The organism is Hamadaea tsunoensis DSM 44101, assembly GCF_000428945.1.
GTDB lineage: Bacteria > Actinomycetota > Actinomycetes > Mycobacteriales > Micromonosporaceae > Hamadaea > Hamadaea tsunoensis.
Genome location: NZ_AUAX01000007.1, coordinates 28,161 through 46,759 on the forward strand (window position 1 = coordinate 28,161; position 18,599 = coordinate 46,759).

The window sequence follows — 18,599 nt, forward strand, 5'->3', positions numbered from 1 at the left end:
GCGTGTGTCCCGATAGGGGCTTTGCCTTGCGCGCCGTCACAGTCCTGACCACTCTACTGGCCGAGGCGGCCGTTCTGATGCCGAGCAGCCAGGAGATTCGTAGCCGTGCCCGTAACCCGCAAGCCCCGCCGCCAGAGCGATCAGGACATCGTTCTTGGAGTGGACACACACAAGGACGTCCATGTAGTAGTGGCATTGTCATCCCTCGGCGCCGTATTGGACAGCCGTGGCTTCCCGACGACCGCTCGCGGATACGACGAGCTGCTCACCTGGGCGAGGTCCCTTGGCACGGTTCGTCGCGTCGGTGTCGAGGGCACCGGCTCGTACGGGGCGGCGCTGACGCGTGCACTGCTCGCCGAAGGCGTCGACGTCATCGAGGTCAACTGTCCGGATCGGTCGACTCGGCGGCGCAAGGGCAAGAGCGACACCGTCGATGCCGAGGCTGCGGCACGCGCAGTCATCTCCGGATCCGCGACGGCCCTACCGAAGACCCTCAACGGCCCGGTTGAGGCGATGCGCGTACTCAAAGTCGCCAAGGACTCGGCGACGAAAGCCCGCGTGCAGGCGGTCAACCAGCTCAAGTCTGTCATCGTCAGCGCCGATCCCGAGCTACGCGAGTCGCTGTCCGGGCTCAGTACCCGCCGGCTCGTCGCCCGGTGCGCCGAACTGGACGCCACAGATCACGACGGCGTCATGGCCGCAACACTGCATACCCTGCGCCAGCTCGCCCGACGCATCCAGTACCTGGCGAGCGAGATCCTGGACCTGCAAGCCCGCATCACCGTCGAGATCAAGGCGAGCACGCCTGCGCTACTGGAGGTCAGCGGCATCGGCCTCGACTCGGCCGCGGCGTTACTCATAGCCGCCGGCGACAATCCTCATCGCCTCACCAGCGAGGCATCCTTTGCCGCAGTCTGTGGCGTCAGCCCCGTCGAAGCGTCCTCCGGCAAGACACAGCGCCTTCGACTCAATCGCGGCGGGAACCGAAGCGCCAACGCCGCCCTCTACCGAGCCGTGCTCACCCGACTGCGCTGGGATACAGCAACCCAGGAGTACCTGCGTCGCCGTACCACCGAGGGCATGTCCAAGAGGGAAGTCATCCGCTGCTTGAAACGATATCTGGCCCGCACGATCTACAAGATCATTATCGCAACGTCCACGCCTACAGCGACTTGACAACCATAGGGGCATCAAGCGCCACGCTTGCGGTTTCAACATCCAGGTCGTCGGCTCCTGGCACGGCACCGCTGGTGTTGACCGGCAATCCGAGGCCCGGCTCAATGCACGACGCGAAAGCGTGGCGAGAGTCCGGTCTGGCGCAACGTTCGAAGGCCGCATGCATGCTGACGGCGGACCAGGAGGTTTCGCCGACACCGCCTACACCGGCACCGGACTGTGCGTACCTGACCGCAAACCCCAAGGCCAGCCTCTGACCGAAACGCCCGCGACCACAACCGCAAAATCGCTTCCCGCCGAGCCGGCGTCGAACGCGTCATCGCCCATCTGCAGAACTGGAAGCTCCTTGGGACCGCCGGCCGCGATTGACCGGCGACCGCCGCAACGCCCACAGTGGTGGCGTGAAGCTGGCCCTGGCCGCCCTGACCGTGGCGGCGTACCTGACGCTCGTGGTGGATGTCGCGGGCGGCGCGCGGCCGTGGATCTCGCTGCTGTCCGGGACGGCTTTCCTGCTCGTGGCCACCGTCGGCTTCGGCTGGGTGGAACGGCGGTCGAATGCTGATCGGTGGTGGCGGTGGGCGTACGTGGGGGTGTTGTATGCGCTCGGCGGGGCCGTGTTCGGCGCGTCGGGCGCCTCCGTCGGGGCGACGCTTCTGCTTGTCGTGCTGGTCAGTCAGACCGTCCTGCTGCTGCCGCTCGCTGCCGTCGTGGTGGTCGTCGTGACGCTGCCGTTGTTCCACATGGGAATGGCGTGGTCGGCCGGGCTGCGGGAGGGGCTGGGGCTCCTCGCCTCCGCCGTCTTCGCGGCGGCTGTGACCAAGCTGCTGGTCCGCGAGCAGGAGGCCCGGGCCGCGCTCGCCGAGGCCAACGACCAACTTCGGCGGTACGCTCGCCAGGCCGAGCATCTCGCCGCCGTCCAGGAACGCAACCGGGTCGCCCGCGACATCCACGACGGTCTCGGGCATGCGCTCACTGTCGTGCAGATGCAGGTCAAAGCCGCGCGGGCGGTCCTCGGAGCCGAACCCGGGCGGGCCGACGCGGTGCTGGCGAAGGCGCAGGATCAGGCGGAAGAAGCCCTGCGGGAGGTACGCCGTTCGGTGAGCGCCCTCCGGGATCGTCCGACCAGTCTGCCCCTGCCGGAAGCGTTGCGCGCCTTGGCCGCGGAGACTTCGGCGGCGGGCGTACCGACGGAGGTGGACGTGAGCGGGGCCGCCCGGTCGCTCGGGGCGGAGGCGGAGGAGACGCTGTTCCGGGCGGCTCAGGAGGGGCTGACGAACGTCCGCAAGCATGCGCGCGCGACCCGGGCCGAGTTGGTCCTCGACTACTCGTGGCCGGCGAAGGTACGCATCGAGGTCCGCGACGACGGCGCCGGCCGGACGGACGGGACCGAGGCCGGCTTCGGGCTGGTGGGCGTACGCGAGCGCGCGATCGGAGTCGGCGGCCGGATGACATTCGAGTCGGTAGCGGCCGGCGGCTGCATCCTGCGGGTGGAGGTTCCCGGATGACGAGCGCGGCGGTGCGCGTACTCCTGGTGGATGATCAAGGTTTGTTCCGGGAGGCCCTGGCGACGCTGCTCAGCGTGCGCGACGACATCGAGGTGGTGGGGGAGGCGGGCGACGGCGCCGCGGCCGTGCGCCGCGTCGCGGACCTCGCGCCCGACGTCGTGCTGATGGATCTGCGCATGCCGGTCCTGGACGGCATCGCCGCCACCCGGCGGATGAGCGCCGATTATCCGGAGACGAAGGTCATCGCCCTGACCACCTTCGACGACGACGCCGACGTGTTCGCGGCGCTGCGCGCGGGCGCGGTCGGCTACCTGCTCAAGGACGTGTCGTCGGCCCGGCTGGTCGAGGCCGTGCTCGCCGCGGCCCGGGGCGAGTCGGTCTTGCAGCCGTCGGTGGCGGCCAAGGTCGTTGCGCGGTTCGCGCAGCTGCCGCCCGAGGAGCCCGAACCGGCGGTCCCGCTGTCCGAACGGGAGCGTGAGGTGGTCCGGCTCCTGGCCGCGGGCAACAGCAACCGCGAGATCGCCGCGGCCCTGTTTCTGGCCGAAGGCACGGTCAAGAACCACGTCACCAGCGTGCTGACCAAGCTCGGCGCCCACGACCGGACCCAAGCGGCGCTGCGGGCCCGCGCGCTCGGCCTGCTCTGATCATGACCCGGACATGACCCCGGGCATGACTTCCGGCACTCCCCGCGGCCGGGTCACTCGCCGCAGACTGCCACTCATGACAATTCCCACTAGTACGCCGATCAGGGCCCATCTGCGGTTCGCCGTGCACTACGTCGAGATGGTCGTCGCGATGTTCGTCGGCATGTTCGCGCTCGGTCCGGTGTGGACATTCGCCCTCCCGGGTCTCGCGGACTACCCGGCGGCCGGGGCGATGGTGATGGCGACCGACATGTCCGCCGGTATGGCTGCGTGGATGGCGCTCCGAGGCCACTCCTGGCCCCGCATCGCCGAGATGTGCGCCGCCATGTACGCCCCCTTCGTCCTCCTCCTCATCCCATACGCGCTCGGGGTTCTGTCCGCCGACGGCCTCATGATGGGCGGTCACGTGCTCATGTTCCCGGCGATGTTGGCGGCGATGATCTGGCGGCGTGGCGACTACTACCACCACGGCCACCGTCACGCGTGACCCAGCAGCTCGGTTAACCTGGACGGATGGTCGTCTGAGAGGTTATGCAATCGGCTGAAATGGATGGATGCTGAACGGGCCCAGGTTCGCACCCAGCTCGCCGTCGTTGCCGGGATCCATGCCCGCCCGTCCAACCTCAGCGCACCACCGCGCAGCGCGCACAACGCGGCAGAAGCGTGCGACGCACGTCTCGTGGGTGCATGCGGCGACGGTCGAGATCAGACTCGCCACGGACCGGCGAGGAACACCACCCGGTCCTGGTCCACCTCGTAGGCGAGTATGGGAGGGTAACGCTCGTCAGTTCCTTCTGCGTACATGGCGACTCGTTTGCCCAGGGCCTGTCCCAGTTGGCGCAGGATAGTGCAGAACTTGTCCAAGCGCTCCTGTCCTTGCAGCTCAAACAGGCTCACGTCGCCGAGGATCTCTGCGGGACTCTAGGGCCTGAAGATTTCGTCCCATCGAAGATCGCTCACCTTGCCATCGTGTCGGTCACGACCGTGTTGATCAAGTCATTTGCGCAGGGATACCTGCTCGCCGATCCGCGCCGCGGCAGTCCCGATGTTCGAAGGGGGTGTTGGTCGATCGAGCGGGTCGTGTGGTCGGTACCGGCCGTCGGCACCCGATCGCCAGCACCTCGGTACGCACCCTCGGCCCGGTCGGGGGAGGTGCGTACCGCCTTCCCGGTGGAAGGCTCGCGGGGTGAGTGTGGTGTCGGTCCTCAACTACAAAGGCGGGGTCGGGAAGACGACGCTGACCGCCAACCTCGGTGCGGATCTCGCGAACCGGGGGCAGAAGGTGCTGCTGATCGACCTCGATCCTCAGTCGAGCCTGACGTTCACCTTCTACAGCGCGGACGAGTGGGCCCGGGACCTCGCCCCGTCGAGAACGATCCGCCACTGGTACGACTCCTTCACCTGGGCGTACCAGATGAAGGAGCTGTTTCCGCTGGTGACGACGCCGCCCACGATCAACAAGCTGGTGCAGGCGAACGGCGGGCGGTTGGACCTGATCGCCTCGGACCTGGCGCTCGTCGACGTGGAACTCGATCTCGCCGCGATTCTCGGCGGCAACCGGCATCAGGTCATGCACCCGGACTACGTGAAGCTCTACCGGCTGCTCGCGAACGCGCTGGCGGCGGACGAGTTCCGGCAGTACGACGTGATCCTGATCGACTGCCCGCCGAATTTCAACATGGTGACCCGCACGGCGGTGGTGGCCAGTGACTACCTGGTTGTTCCCGCGAAGCCGGACTACCTGTCCACGCTGGGCATTCGCTACCTGCGCGAGCGGCTGGGGAAGCTGACGAACGAGTACAACGGCGTGACCGGTGCGGAGTGGATCAATCCGGTGATCGTCGGCGTCGTCTTCACCATGGTGCAGTACGCCGGTGCGGATCTCCTGGTGAAGCTGAGGCAATATATCGCTCAGCTGAAGGAGATCGAGGTGCCGACGTTCGACGCGATGCTGCGCGAGAGCAAGGCCGTGTTCGCGAATTCGGGGGACGGCGGAGTGCCGGCGGCGTTGCACAGCGGCCTGCCGGCGAACGTGGCGTACGACCTTTATCAGCTGACCAGCGAGTTCATCGCCAAGACCCGGATTTGAGGAGCATCACGTGAGCGACGTGGCCGACCGTTCGTCCGAGCTGCTGCTGCGGGTGGCCGAGTTCCTGAAGAAACTCTCGCCGGACAAGGTCGACGAGCTGCTGGCCGGTGAGGCGCGGCTGGAGATCGTTCCGAAGGGCGCGCGGATCGCCGGCCCCGCGGCCGCCCGGCCGGCGGCGAAGGCCGTGGCGCCGGTGGACGCCGCGCAGATCGGGGCCGATCTGGCGAAGCTCGACGACCGGGCCGCGGCCGCCCGGATGATCGACGATCTCAAGCTCAAGAAGCCGCAGATCGTTGCGCTGGCGCAGGATCTGGGCGTGCCGGTCAAGGCGAGCGCGACCGCCGCGGCGATCCGGGACGCGATCGTGGCGCAGAAGGTCGGCAGCCGTCTCGTGGACGACGCGATCATGGGCCGTCTGCCCCGCTGACTCCGAGTAGCGCCTGCACCTCCGCCAGCACGGAGTGCCACTGGTCCGGTGGAACCTGGGCGCGGAGCCGGTCGGCGACCGCCTCCGCCACCCCGGGAACAGCTACAGGCTTGGTGCCGCCTGATCCTTCCGGGCGCAGCTGTACCGGTCCGAAGGGCAGCGGCGATCCTGTGCAGACGATCTCCAGGTACGCCGTCGCCCGGGTCAGCGCCACGTACAGCAGCCGGTGTCCGCGCCGGTCTCCGGCGACGATGTCCTCGGGTTCGACGACGATGACCGTGTCGAATTCGAGGCCTTTGGTCTCGGTGGGGCTGACCAGGTTGATCGCCTCGCCGAGTTCGCCCCGGTCGGCGCTGCTCCAGCGCAGGCCGTTGGCGGCGAGGGCCGCTTCGAGCTGCGTACGCAGGCCGGGCGGGCAGACGATGCCGACGAGCCGGCCGGCGTCGGTGTGCTGGAGGGCGAGGTCGACCGCGCGGCCGGCTCGTTCGGCGGGTTCGACGCGGTGGATGCCGGGTTCGGCGGGGCCGTCGCGGACGACCTCCGGCGCGACCAGTCCGGGGGCGGCGATCGGCAGGAGGCGGGCAGCGTACTCGTAGATCGGGCGGGGAACCCGGTAGCCGTAGCGGAGGGTGACGATCTCGCGGGGCTGGCTGTCCGGCAGGTACGCGAGCACGTTGTCCCAGGTGTCGCGGGCCCAGGCGCCGGTGGACTGGGCCAGGTCGCCGAGGACGGTGATCGAGCCGGTCGAGGAGCGGCGGGCGACCGAGCGCAGCTGCATCGGGGACAGGTCCTGCGCCTCGTCGACGATGATGTGCCGGAACCGCTCCCGGACGCCGTTGATCAGTTCGTCCAGTTCGTCGAGGAGGGGCAGGTCGTCGCGGCTCCAGATCTCGTCGGTGAGCCGGTCGGCGCCGCGGCGGCGCAGCAGCGTCGCTTCGGCCGCGGTGAGTTCGTCACCGGCGGCGGCGGACAGCCGGTCCCGGGAGCCGAGCAGGTTCTGCAGGAACGACGCCGGGGTCTGCTGCGGCCACAGGCGCTCGACCAGGTTGTCGAGGGCGGCGTGGCGGCCGGCCGGCAGACCGCCGAGCCGGGCGGCGGCGAGGTCGGTGACCAGTACGCGCAGCCGCGCGCGGCGGTCGGCGTACGGGGCGTCGAGGGTCCGGCAGGCGGTGATCGCGTCGGCCAGGTCGGCGCCTGGGAGGGTCACGTAGCGGCCGTCGATCTGCAGCCGCTCGGCCGGCTCGGGGCTGCCGATCCGGGCCTGCAGGGCGCGCCGCAGGAAGCCGGCCATCCGTACGTCGCCTTTGAGCCGGGCGGTCTCGGGGTCTTCGGTACGCCCCCGGCGCAGCCTGTCCGGGGCGAGGCGGGTGACGTCGAGCTGGCGTACGTCGTCGTCGCCGAGGCCGGGCAGGACGTCGCGGATGTAGTGCGTGAAGGTCGGGTGCGGGCCGACGACGAGGATGTCGGCGCCGGCGAGGCCGTCGTGGTTGGCCAGCAGCCAGGACGCGCGGTGCAGGGCGACGGCCGTCTTGCCGGTGCCCGGCCCGCCTTCGACCACGAGGAGGCGGTTGAGGGCGGCCTGGATGATGTCGTACTGGGCGGCCTGGATCGTGGCCACGATGTCGCGCATCCGCCCGGTACGCCCCTGGGCGAGGTCGCGCAGCAGCGCCGCGTCGGGACCTTCGAGCAGTTCGACGAGCGTGCGGAAGTCCACGTCGGCGAAGTCGTCGATCACGTTGCCGGTGCAGGTGAACGTGCGCTTGCGGGCCAGGCCGAGGGGCTCCTTGGGGCCGGCCTGGTAGTACGGCTGCGCCGCGGGCGCCTTCCAGCTGACGACGAGGGTCTCGCCACCCTGCGAGATCAGCGCGTGCCCTACGTAGAGGGTGAGGTCCTTGTCCTCGAAGTCGATGCGGCCGAACGCCACGGCATCCCCGGGGCCGCCCAGCCGGTCGGCGTGCGCCTGACCCTGGGTACGCAGATGGCGTGCGGCCGCGGCGTTCCCGGCCGCTGCGGCGGCTTCGCCGAGGGCGGTGCGGCTGTCCTCCTGGGCCTGGTGAGCGCGGTCGAAGTACGCCTGCTCCGCGACGATCTCCGCGGCCTTGGACTCCATCGCCCCACGGTATTCCGGTGCCCGGGCGATGCGGGCCGGGCGATCGGGCAGCCGGTCCGGATGATCAGTCCGAGCGTACGCCGATGAGGATGTTGCCGAGACAAAAGATTGACGGACGTAAAAATATTAGATGACGGTGCTGTAACAGCGCTGGTCGTGTCGCCGAACCGCGGCGGAAGATCGCGTGTCGTTCCAGAAAGGTGGTTCCACCGGTCGCGGTTTGGGTGAAGCGCAAGATAATCTCGTGCGGAACATAATGATTCTTGTCATGGTCTTGTTCACGTCACGATCTTCGCCGGGGCCGGCCGGGGCGGGATCGGGAAGGGCGCGAGATCCACGGCCCGCCGCTCAAGGGGGAGCGCGCGCGAGCCGGTCACGGGGGTGACGGCGCTGGATGGGGGCTCGAAGATGCTGTTCAGGGTGCTGGGTGCGCTGGAGGTCGAATCCGGCGGTGGCCCGGTGGTGCTGCGGGGGGTGTTGCAGCGTGCGACGCTCGGCGCGCTGGCGCTGAACGCCAACAAGGTCGTGTCGACCAACCAGCTGATCAGGACGATGTGGCCGGGCGAACCGCCGGCGACCGCGCGCAAGATGCTGCAGAACGCGGTGGCGGGCGTCCGTGCGGCGCTGCGGGCCGGCGGCCTCGATCCGGGCACCGAACTCGTCACCCATTCGCCGGGCTACCTGCTGCGGACCGATCCCGAGACGGTGGACGTGTGCCGGTTCCACGCGCTGGCCGCCGCCGGGCGCGACCATCTGGCGCGCGGCGAGCACGACCGGGCCGTCCGGTCGTTCGACGCGGCGCTGCGGCTGTGGCGCGGGCCGGTGCTCGCCGACCTCGCCGAGGCCGGCATCGCGTGGCCGGAGACCGCCGCCCTGGACAACAGCATGCTCGCGGTCCTGGAGGAGTATGCCGACGCGCAGCTGACGCTCAACCGCTACCACGAGGTCATCGAGCGGCTGGAGACCGTGCTCGCCGAGGGCGTCTTCGCCTGCCGGGAGCGGATGCTCGCCCAGCTGATGATCGCCCTCTACCGGGCCGGCCGGCAGGCCGACGCGCTGAGCGTCTACCGGCGTACGCGCACGACGCTGGTGGAGGAGCTCGGCCTCGATCCCAGCCGGGAACTGCAGGATCTCGAACGCGCGATCCTCGCCCATGATCCGCGGCTGGCCGGCGCCGAACCCGTGCAGTCGTCCGAGCAGGCCGCCCCGGCCGCCCCGGTCGTCGAGCGCAAGCCCGTCACGGTCCTGATGGTCCGCGTCGGCACCCCCACCGGGCCCGAACGCGACCCGGAGGACCTGCGCGACATCTGGCAGCGGCTCACCGGCGCGATCGCGTCCGTCGTCGGCCACCTCGGCGGCGTGCTGCGCCCCTACGACGCCGGTCCCGTGTGGACGGTCCAGTTCGGGGTGCCGCGTACGCGGGAGGACGACGTCGAGCGGGCGCTGCTGGCCGCCGCCGAGATCCGCCGGTGCATCGCCGGGGACGCGGCCGAACCGGTCAGCGTCCACATCGCCCTCACGACCGGGGAGGCCCTCGTGGCGGCGTTCGGGGACGGCGCGCGTACGGAGGTGACCGGCGGGCTGCTCGACCAGTGCCTGGCCCAGCTGGCGACCGTGCCCGCCGACACCATCACCGTCTGCGACACGACCCGGGCGGTCACCTCGGGCGCGTTCGCGTACGAGCGGTGCGCCGGGCAGACGTGGCGGCTGTGCTCCTCGGCCCCGCGTACGCCGGGTTCGGCCGTCCCGTTCGTCGGCCGGGGGCGGGAACTCCAGCAGCTGTCGGCGATGCTCTACGACGTCGTGCGGGACGGGCATCCACGGCTGGCCACCGTGCTCGGCGAGCCCGGCATGGGCAAGAGCCGCCTCGTCGCCGAGTACGCCGCCGCGCCGGCCGTCGTCGACAACCGCGTACGCTGCGTCGTGCTGCGGACGCCGTCGTTCGGGTACGAACCGGTCCGGGCGGTGGCCGCCGCGTTGACCTGTTCGCTCGGCCAGGCCCTCCAGCCCGGTACGGGTGGCCGGCTGGACCTGCGGGAGCTGTGCGCGCGTACGCGTGACGCGGTGTTCCGGGCCGCCGAGTCCGGCCCGCTGATCGTCGTGGTCGAGGACGTGCACCGCGCCGACGATGCCCTGCTCGACTTCGTCGAGGATCTCATCCGCCCGGAGCCGCCGTTGCCGCTGCTGGTGGTCGCCACGGCCCGCAGCGAGCTGCTCGACCGCCGCCCGACCTGGGCGGTCGCGCGGGCCAACTCCACCACCATCCGGCTGGAACCGCTGCCCGACGAGGCGATGGAGATCCTCCTCCAGTCCCTTCTGGACGGTGAGCGGCAGTCTCTCCGGGACGGTGAGCGGCAGCCCGCGCGGGAGGGCGTCCGGCCGGGGGAGGAGCGCCGGCATCTGGTCCGCCGGGCGGGCGGCAACCCGTACTTCGCCCAGGAATGCGTCCGCGAGCTGCGCGGCGACGCCGGACTGGCGCTGCCCCGCACGATCCACCGGGTCATCGCGGCCCGCATCGACACCCTGCGGGCCGAGGAGAAGGCGGTGCTGCAGGCGGCCTCCATCCTCGGCGACGAGGTCTACGAGGTCGAGGTCGCCGCGGTGTCCGGTCGCGACCGCGGCGAGGTGGCCGACCACCTGCGGGTCCTGGAACGCCGCGAGATGCTGCAGCGCATGCCGTTGCACGCCGCGGACGACCGCGGCACCAGCTACCGCTTCCGGCACACGTGGATCCGCGAGGTCGCGTACGCCCAGCTGCCGCGCCGCGAACGCGCCGAACGCCACCGCCGCGCGGCCGCCTGGCTCAAGCAGCGCGCCGCCGAGGTCGGCCGGCTGCGGACCCTCGAACGGGCGGCGATCGCGTGAGCAGGCTCGGCATCGACATCGGCGGCACCAAGGTCGCCGTCCGCGTCGAGGGGGACGCGCGCGCCGCGTACCAGACCGCCTTCCGCTGGCCCGCCGCCGGCGACGCCCGCCGCGACCTCGGCGAACTGCGCGAGTGCCTGGTGCGCGTACAGGCGGAGTGGGGTGAGCCCATCGTCGCCGCGGGCGTGGCCATGCCGGCCTCCCTCGACCCGAACGGCCGCGTGGTGACCTGGCCTTCCCGCCCCGGGTGGGACGGCCTGGACTTCCCGGGCGCGCTGCGTGACACGCTTCCCCATGCCCGGGTACGCGTCGCGGACGACGGCGATCTGGCCGCGCTGGCCGAGGCGCGCGCGGTCGGCGCCACGGACGTGATCTACCTCGGCATCGGGACCGGGGTGGGCGGCGGCGTGGTCCTGGCCGGCGAGCCGGTGCCCGGGACGCGGCGCGGTTCGGCGGAGATCGGCCACATGGTGATCGACCGGACCGGCCCGGTGTGCACGTGCGGCCGTCGCGGCTGCGTCCAGGCCTACGCGTCCGGCCCGGCCACCCTGCGCCGCGCGTCGGAGTACCGGGGAGGCGAGGTCTCCTACGAGGAGCTCCAAGGCAACCTCGACGAACCGTGGGCCGTCCGCGCCCTGGACGAGGCGTGCGAGGCGGTGGCGATCGCGGTGGTGAGCCTGTCCGAGGTGCTCCGGCCGTCGGTGGCGATCATCGGCGGCGGGTTCGCGGCCGGCCTGCCGGGCTTCGCCCATCGGGTCGCGACGAAGGCCGCGGCCTGGAACCGCCCCGGCCACCCGGCACCGCCGATCGAACCGGCCCTGCTCGGCGGCCTGTCGTCCCTGCACGGCGCGGTCCTGCTCGCCGCCCTCTGACCCTGCCCCGCCGGGCCGCTCGCCCGCACTGAAGATCCCGTTTGGATCAGGGAAACCCACGTAATCTTGGCCCAAGATTCGGGTGATTTCCCTGATCCAAACGGGATCATGGGGCTGCTACTGGATCATCCAGTTAGGACGCCCAGATCTGGAACTCGGAGATCTGGGCCGCCGGCCAGCCGGTGTTCGCGGTGACGTTGACCCGCCAGTACCGCTGCGACGCGGCCGTGAAGGTGATCGTCACCGTGTTCCCCGACGCCGGGTCGAACGTGTACGCCGCCGACGCCTTGACGGTGCTGAACGTGCTCCCGTCCGTGGAACCCAGCAGCGACAGGGTTTCGGTGCGCGCGCCCCAGCCGGTGGGCAGCTGCAGCACGACCCGGCCGGCCGACTGCGCCGAGCCGAGGTCGACCTGGACCCACTGCGGGAACGCGTTGTTCGCCGACTCCCAGTAGCTGCCCTGGTTGCCGTCGGTCACGTTGCCCGACGGGTACACGTCGTTGTGCGAGGACTCGCCGGTCGGCTTGCCCGCGGCCAGGTTGGTGTTCGTCGTTCCGGCGCCGGTTCCGGTCGCCGAGACCGTCGTCGGGCTGTTGGTCGCCGAGCTGGTCACCGTGACCGCTCCGGTACGCGTACCGGTGGCGGTGGGGGTGAACGTGACCGAGACGGTGCACGTGGCGCCGGCCGCGATCGACGAGCCGCACGTGTTCGTCTGGTGGAAGTCGCCCGTCGCCGTCACCCCGCTGACGGTCGCCGCCACGGTGCCCGTGTTGCGGACGGTCACCGCCTGCGCCACGCTGGTCGTGTTGACCGTCTGGCTGCCGAAGGTCAGCGAGGTCGGTGTGGCGGTCAGGGTGGCCGATCCGCTGCCGGTGGCGGCGAACTGGAGGCTGTTGACGTTCCAGCCGCCGTTGTCCTGGTACACCGTCAGGACCTGCTGTCCGGCCGGCAGCGTGACCTGCGTGTTCACCGTCGTCCAGGTCTGCCATCCGCCGGTCGCCGGCAGGCTCACCGCGCCGCTCAGGTTCGTGCCCGACGCGTTCGCGATGTGCAGCGCGTTCGTCACCGCGCTCGGCGCCGCCACCCGCAGGCCCACCGTGTACGCCCCGGCGGTGGCCACGTTCACCGTGTACTTGAACCACTGCCCGGTGCTCGTCCAGCCGACGTTGTACCCGCCGCCGGTGTCCGACGTGGACTCCAGATCGACGCCGTCGGCCCGGTAGCCGTTGGCGTTCCCGTTGACCGTGTTCACGAAGTAGCCCGATCCGGCGCCGCCGGTGTCGTAGTTCTCCGCCTGGACGGTGCCGGGGACCGCGGCCGGCGTACCGCCGTAGGGGCCGGAGGTGGGCGGCGGGCCGCTCTGCCAGCTGTTGCCGCTCAGCGTCGCGGTGAACCCGGACGAGTTGTTGACGTACGCCGTCGCGCCCGCCTTCAGCCCGCTGACCGTGTTGCCGGTGATCGTCGCCGAACCGGTCGGGGCGGGGTAGAACGAGGGCGAGACCGCGATGCCGTTGCGCCACGGCGACGTCACGGTGTTGTTCTGCAGCAGGGTGTTCGTCGACGTCGAGAACCCGATGCCGTCGTAGACCGCGTCGGCGATCGTGTTGTTGGCGGCCGTCACGTGGTCGACGACGCCGGTGTTCTGCCCGTCGCCGCCGTTGCCGATGTGGAACGCCGGCTGCCCCTGGCTGTACGCGTTCCCGCCGGAGCGTACGACGGTGTTGTTGCTGACCGTCGCCGACAGCAGGTCGTTGCCGTTGACGCCGAAGCGGCCCGAGCCCAGACCGATGTAGCGGGCGGTGTCGGAGATGTAGTTCCACTGCACGTCCTGGCCGCTGCCGCCGTAGATGCCGATGCCCTTGCCGCCCCACGGCGCGATGACCGTGTTGTGGTTGAAGTTGATCGACGACATCGGCGTGTAGAACGTCTTGTTGCCGGCGCCGTCGGTGTTGTAGTTCACCGAGTTGATCGCCATGCCGTCGTCGCCGGTGCCGCGGACGAAGTTGTTGGTGGCGGTCAGGTTGTTGCCGACCGAGTTGTTCAGCGAGACGTTGTTGAGGTTGATGCCGTCGGCCCAGATGGCGGTCAGGCGGCTGTTGCGGACAGTGCCGCCGGTGCCGGAGGCCCAGAAGCCGGACAGCGTGTGCTGCGTCCAGATGCCGTCGGCCACCCAGTTCGTCCCGGTGGTGTCCATCGAACCGCCGGCGCCGCCCTCCGTGGCCCGGCTGGTCGCGTTCGAGTCGACGTGGAAGTTCTGCACCGTGCACGAGGTCAGGTTGAACAGCGCCGGCAGCGGGGTGCTGTTGGGCAGCGGCACGTCCCGGTAGATCGTGCTGTACCAGACGCCCGCTCCGGCGATCGTGATGCCCTGCGCGGACAGGCCCTGCGTACCCTTCACGTAGAAGGTGCCGGCCGGGATCCACAGGATCTTGCCCTGCGACTGCGCCTGGTTGATGCAGTTCTGGATCGCCGTGCGGCTGTCGGTCGACGCCGGGTCGGCCGCGCCGTTGGTCGGGGTGTTGTCGGCGACCGCGCCGCAGCTTGTGATCGAGATCGAGTTGGCCGGCTGGGTCAGCGCGACCGGGTTCTCCACGTCCACGACGTCCACATAGTAGAACGACGCGGTGTTCGAGCTGCCCCGCTTGAGGGCGAACGTGCTGCCGGCCGCGATCGGCGTACCCGTGACGAAGGTACGCGACTCGTCGAAGAAGACGCGCGGGTTGCCGTCGCCGGGGTTCTGGCTGTTGCCGTTGTAGTTGCCGCTGTTCTCGTACAGCCAGGTCTGCTTGGAGTTGAGGTTGATCGCCTGGCGGAACGTGCCGTCGACGTAGAGGTCGAGCGTGGCGGTGGTGCCGGTGCCGGCCGCGTTGTCGGGGATGCTGGCGCGCACGTTGACGGCGCTGAGCGCGTGGCCGGTGGTGTTGGTCCACTGCACCCCCTGGCCGGTCGCGGTCAGCTGCACGTACGCGTGCCCGGACGCCTCCAGCGGGGCGCTGGAGTACTGGGTGGTGGGCGCGGCGGTGAGCGCGACGGTCGTGGCGCCGCCGGACAGCGTGCCGGCCTCGGCCTCGTAGCTGGTGAACGGCAGGGTGGCGCCGGCGGTGTCGGCCGAGGCCGGCCCGGCGTCCACAACGGACAGTACGGTGCCGGTGAGTAGCGCGGCGAGGGTCAGGCCACCGAGACGCAGGCGGCCGGTTCTGTTGCGCATCGAGCTCCTCCTTGGAAGCTGAGCGTTCTCCTCCGCCGGGCCGGGCGGGTCTGGCGGAGGCGGGCGGATCTCCGGCCGGGCGTGGGAGTTCCCGGCCGGAGACGGGCAGGCGGAAGCGGCCGCGGGAGCACGCGGCAGCCGGCGCCGAGCGGAGCGGGTCGTGCTGAGCGGGTCGTGCCGGGCGATCGCCTGATCGGGGCGGTTGCAAACTTGCTCAAGGAAGTCGAAAAAATGACGATCGCTCGTGAGAAAGATGAAACTCCATGGTTACCGGGGCGTCAAGAGCCATCGTCGACCCGCTGGCCCGCGGACTGAGTCGCGACGCCGGTCCGGCTGCGCGGAAACCCGGCGCGCGGCCGTGTGTACCGGCAAGACTGGGGTAAGCGGAGCTGAGCTGCCCGTTCATCGTGCCCGAGGAGGTACCGCCGCCATGCCATCGGATCGCCCGCACAACGACCGCCCGCCGACGACGACCGACGCCGGGATCCCGGTCGCCAGCGATGAGCATTCGCTGACGGTCGGCCCGGACGGCCCGCTGCTGCTGCAGGACCACTACCTGCTGGAGCAGATGGCCAACTTCAACCGCGAACGCATCCCCGAGCGCCAGCCGCACGCGAAGGGCGGCGGAGCGTTCGGCTTCTTCGAGGTCACCCAGGACGTGAGCGCGTACACGCGGGCGGCCGTTTTCCAGCCCGGTACGCGTACGGACACCCTCGTGCGGTTCTCGACGGTCGCGGGCGAGCGGGGCAGCCCCGACACGTGGCGGGATCCGCGGGGGTTCGCGGTGAAGTTCTACACCACGGAGGGCAACTTCGACCTCGTCGGCAACAACACGCCCGTGTTCTTCATCCGCGACCCGCTGAAGTTCCAGCACTTCATCCGCTCGCAGAAGCGGCGCGCCGACAACAACCTGCGCGACCACGACATGCAGTGGGACTTCTGGACGCTGTCACCGGAGTCGGCCCACCAGGTCACCTGGCTGATGGGGGACCGGGGGATCCCGCGCAGCTGGCGGCACATGAACGGCTACGGCAGCCACACCTACATGTGGATCAACGCCGCCGGCGAGCGGTTCTGGGTCAAGTACCACTTCAAGACCGACCAGGGCGTCGAGTTCCTCACCCAGGCCGAGGGCGACCAGATGGCGTCCGCCGACGGCGACTACCACCAGCGCGACCTGTACGAGCACATCGCGGCCGGGCAGCATCCCAGCTGGACGCTGCACGTGCAGATCATGCCGTTCGAGGACGCCCGGACCTACCGCTTCAACCCGTTCGACCTGACCAAGGTGTGGCCGCACGCCGACTACCCGCTGCACGAGGTCGGCCGGATGACGCTGGACCGCAACGTCACCGACTACCACACCGAGATCGAGCAGGCCGCGTTCGAGCCCAACAACCTCGTACCGGGCACCGGGCTGTCACCCGACAAGATGCTGCTCGCCCGCGGCTTCAGCTACGCCGACGCCCACCGCGCCCGGCTCGGCGTCAACTACCGGCAGATCCCGGTCAACGCGCCGCACGTCGACGTGCACAGCTACAGCAAGGACGGGGCGATGCGCGTACGCAACGCCACCGACCCGGTGTACGCGCCGAACTCCAAAGGCGGCCCGCAGGCCCGGCCGGACCAGACCGACGACGGCGGGCTCTGGTACGCCGACGGCGAGATGGTGCGCTCGGCGTACACGCTGCATCCCGAGGACGACGACTGGGGGCAGGCCGGCACGCTCGTCCGCGAGGTCCTCGACGACGACGCGCGTACGCGCCTGGTGGACAACATCGTCGGCCACCTGCTCGACGGCGTCAGCGAGCCCGTCCTCGTGCGCGCGTTCGAGTACTGGCACAACGTCGACAAGGGGCTCGGCGACCGGATCGAGGCAGGCGTACGCGCGAAGCAGTAGCCGCACCCGTCCCCTTCAGCCGGCGGGCTGGAGGGGACAGTCCGTGCCGGCCCGCTCCACCAGGTCGGCCCGCAGCGCCGCCAGCTCGGCGATCCGCGCGTCGACGACCTCGATCTTCGCGGCGAACAGCGCCGACAGCGCGGCCGCGGAGTCCGGCGCGCCGCGCAGTTCCTCGCCGGTGCGGGCGATCTCCGCGAGGCTGAACCCGAGCCCCTGCGCCGTACGCACATACCGCAGCCACGGCAGCATCTCCGGCCCGAAGTCGCGGTAGCCGTTGGCCTTGCGCCGCCCCTCGACCAGGCCGATCCGCTCGTAGAACCGGACCGTGTCCGTGCTGATGCCCGCCTGGGCGGCCAGTTCCCCGATGCGCATGACACCCTCCCGCAGACTTGACCTTGGAGCGTACTCCGGGGTTTAGCGTCGCCCCGTGAACACCTCTGGCTACCTTCGCATCGTCCGGGCGAGCGCCTGGTACGACCTCGTCGTCACCGCGGGCTTCGCGACACCGTGGACCTACGCGATCCTCCACGACGGACTGTCCGCGCTCGGCGACACGCTGGGCCTCGGCCGCCTGCCCGACCTCGATCCCATGCAGACGCTGTACGCCGACCTCCTGGGCTCGGTCGTCGTCGTCTGGGCGCTGCTGCGGCTGCTGCGCCCGGATCCCGTGCACGGCCTGTTCGACGGCGCGGCCCGGGTGCTCTTCGCGTCCTGGCAGGCGTACGCGCTCGCGCACGGAGTCTCCCGGCTGATCTGGGTGTTCTTCGCGGGCGAGGTGGTGTTCGGCCTCGCCCAGTTCCTCCCGTGGCTCCGCCGACGCACGGGCGCCCCGGGCCCGGATGGAAGATCAGTCGGCGGCCTCGGGGAAGGCGCCCAGGACCCGCACGGCGTCCGCGCGTAGCGCGTCGAAGTCCACGTCGAGCACGGCGAGCAGCCGCCCGACCGGTCCCGCGGGATCGTCCAGCAACGTCACCAGGAGGTGCGTCGTCCCGGCGTACGGATGGCCGAGATCGCGGGCGGTGTGGCTGGCCGTCCGCAACGCCGTCAGCGCGGACCGTCCCATCCGTGGTCGGCCTGGGCGTTCGTGGAGCGCCGGCCAGCCGCGCTGCGGCAGGCCGGCGAGATCGTCCTCGGCCGGCCCGTCCTGCTGCGGGGCGGCCGCGCGGAAGGCGTCCGGCCACCGCAGCGCGTACCGGGACAGGACGACGTCCGCCTGGTTCCAGCGGCGCGCCGGTTCCGTCAGTGTCACGCGTAGTGGAGGACGAGATCCGTGCCGACCTCCGCCGCCCCGATCCGGACCGCCCGCCGGTACGCGCGCTCAAGGATGGCCTCGAACGCCGGGCTCGGTCGCCGGAGCATGTTCCGGGGTCCTCAGGTCCGGGCGGCCTGGACGATCTCGGTGAGCACCGGGACCACCCGCGGGTCGGTGAAGATCAGCTCGTCGAGCACCACCCGCCACAGTCCCATCTCGGCGTTGGCGGCCTCGGGGTTCATCCGCAGCCGGACCTCGGTGTCGGTGACCCGGTCGGCGTACTCGTCGCCGAGATAGAGGGCTACCCGGTCGCGCAGCCACCGGTACCGGCCGTGCTCGACGGACGTGACGAACGCCTGGGCGGCGTCCCAGGCCAGCCGCGGCCGGTGGATGATCGCCTGTCCCATGTGGCCTCCCCGCGCGCACCGATCGATGTACGCAGTGTGAACCCGGGCCGCCCGCGATCGCAAGACCGCCGCCGCAGGCTGTAGCGATGGGCGGGGACGACCCGTCCACCGCTCGGGGGTTTTCTCCCGCGCCCTGGCGCGTTC

At 70.6% G+C, this 18,599-nt stretch carries 16 protein-coding genes; 10 read left to right on the top strand and 6 right to left on the bottom strand.

Features of this window, described 5'->3' with window-relative positions; translation table 11 throughout:
- Positions 1-105: 105 nt before the first annotated feature.
- The 4 genes from G401_RS0114415 (at position 106) to G401_RS0114430 (ending at position 3,812) form a co-directional block, all read left to right on the top strand.
- Positions 106-1,176: an IS110 family RNA-guided transposase gene (locus tag G401_RS0114415; protein WP_027343048.1), complete on the top strand. Its 1,071-nt coding sequence runs from the start codon at positions 106-108 to the stop codon at positions 1,174-1,176.
- A 401-nt stretch (positions 1,177-1,577) separates the two neighbouring features.
- The gene (locus G401_RS0114420; protein WP_034591790.1) at positions 1,578-2,681 is read left to right on the top strand and encodes a sensor histidine kinase; all 1,104 of its coding nucleotides are present in this window, start codon (positions 1,578-1,580) and stop codon (positions 2,679-2,681) included.
- Positions 2,678-3,325: a response regulator gene (locus tag G401_RS0114425; RefSeq protein ID WP_027343050.1), complete on the top strand. Its 648-nt coding sequence runs from the start codon at positions 2,678-2,680 to the stop codon at positions 3,323-3,325. The genes G401_RS0114420 and G401_RS0114425 overlap by 4 nt, the downstream gene beginning before the upstream one ends.
- 76 nt (positions 3,326-3,401) lie before the next feature.
- A complete protein-coding gene (locus G401_RS0114430; RefSeq protein WP_034591791.1) occupies positions 3,402-3,812 on the top strand; it encodes a hypothetical protein in 411 nt (136 codons plus the stop codon).
- A 218-nt stretch (positions 3,813-4,030) separates the two neighbouring features.
- Here G401_RS0114430 and G401_RS45715 read toward each other — a convergent pair whose 3' ends face one another.
- A complete protein-coding gene (locus G401_RS45715) occupies positions 4,031-4,222 on the bottom strand; it encodes a hypothetical protein (RefSeq protein WP_051366665.1) in 192 nt (63 codons plus the stop codon).
- Between the two features lie 289 nt (positions 4,223-4,511).
- Here G401_RS45715 and G401_RS0114440 point away from each other — a divergent pair, with 289 nt between their 5' ends.
- Both G401_RS0114440 and G401_RS0114445 read left to right on the top strand, forming a co-directional pair.
- Positions 4,512-5,414, top strand: coding sequence for a ParA family protein (locus tag G401_RS0114440; RefSeq protein ID WP_027343052.1), 903 nt, complete (start codon positions 4,512-4,514; stop codon positions 5,412-5,414).
- A 10-nt stretch (positions 5,415-5,424) separates the two neighbouring features.
- A complete protein-coding gene (locus tag G401_RS0114445) occupies positions 5,425-5,841 on the top strand; it encodes a hypothetical protein (RefSeq protein ID WP_027343053.1) in 417 nt (138 codons plus the stop codon).
- Here G401_RS0114445 and G401_RS52675 read toward each other — a convergent pair.
- Positions 5,819-7,951 (bottom strand): HelD family protein, encoded by a 2,133-nt coding sequence (locus G401_RS52675; RefSeq protein ID WP_027343054.1) that lies wholly within the window; start codon positions 7,949-7,951, stop codon positions 5,819-5,821. The two genes, G401_RS0114445 and G401_RS52675, sit on opposite strands and share 23 nt — an antisense overlap.
- A gap of 408 nt (positions 7,952-8,359) precedes the next feature.
- On the opposite strand from G401_RS52675, the gene G401_RS52680 reads away from it, so the two are divergent.
- Both G401_RS52680 and G401_RS0114460 read left to right on the top strand, forming a co-directional pair.
- Positions 8,360-10,816: a BTAD domain-containing putative transcriptional regulator gene (locus tag G401_RS52680; protein ID WP_027343055.1), complete on the top strand. Its 2,457-nt coding sequence runs from the start codon at positions 8,360-8,362 to the stop codon at positions 10,814-10,816.
- Positions 10,813-11,688 carry an ROK family protein gene (locus G401_RS0114460; protein WP_027343056.1) on the top strand — a complete coding sequence of 292 codons (876 nt, stop codon included), beginning with the start codon at positions 10,813-10,815 and terminating at the stop codon, positions 11,686-11,688. The genes G401_RS52680 and G401_RS0114460 overlap by 4 nt, the downstream gene beginning before the upstream one ends.
- Before the next feature lie 133 nt (positions 11,689-11,821).
- Here G401_RS0114460 and G401_RS45730 read toward each other — a convergent pair whose 3' ends face one another.
- Positions 11,822-14,896 (bottom strand): galactose-binding domain-containing protein, encoded by a 3,075-nt coding sequence (locus G401_RS45730; protein ID WP_084557194.1) that lies wholly within the window; start codon positions 14,894-14,896, stop codon positions 11,822-11,824.
- A 430-nt stretch (positions 14,897-15,326) separates the two neighbouring features.
- On the opposite strand from G401_RS45730, the gene G401_RS0114470 reads away from it, so the two are divergent.
- Positions 15,327-16,796 carry a catalase gene (locus G401_RS0114470; protein ID WP_027343057.1) on the top strand — a complete coding sequence of 490 codons (1,470 nt, stop codon included), beginning with the start codon at positions 15,327-15,329 and terminating at the stop codon, positions 16,794-16,796.
- Positions 16,797-16,811: 15 nt separating this feature from the next.
- Here G401_RS0114470 and G401_RS0114475 read toward each other — a convergent pair whose 3' ends face one another.
- Positions 16,812-17,168 carry a MerR family transcriptional regulator gene (locus G401_RS0114475; protein ID WP_027343058.1) on the bottom strand — a complete coding sequence of 119 codons (357 nt, stop codon included), beginning with the start codon at positions 17,166-17,168 and terminating at the stop codon, positions 16,812-16,814.
- 55 nt (positions 17,169-17,223) lie between these two features.
- On the opposite strand from G401_RS0114475, the gene G401_RS45735 reads away from it, so the two are divergent.
- A complete protein-coding gene (locus G401_RS45735; protein ID WP_034591700.1) occupies positions 17,224-17,697 on the top strand; it encodes a hypothetical protein in 474 nt (157 codons plus the stop codon).
- Here the strand turns inward: G401_RS45735 and G401_RS52685 are convergent.
- Both G401_RS52685 and G401_RS52690 read right to left on the bottom strand, forming a co-directional pair.
- Positions 17,644-18,045 carry a Clp protease N-terminal domain-containing protein gene (locus G401_RS52685; protein ID WP_051366666.1) on the bottom strand — a complete coding sequence of 134 codons (402 nt, stop codon included), beginning with the start codon at positions 18,043-18,045 and terminating at the stop codon, positions 17,644-17,646. The two genes, G401_RS45735 and G401_RS52685, sit on opposite strands and share 54 nt — an antisense overlap.
- Before the next feature lie 122 nt (positions 18,046-18,167).
- Entirely contained in the window at positions 18,168-18,455 is a 288-nt protein-coding gene (locus G401_RS52690; RefSeq protein ID WP_051366667.1) for a hypothetical protein, read from the bottom strand.
- Positions 18,456-18,599: the final 144 nt, after the last annotated feature.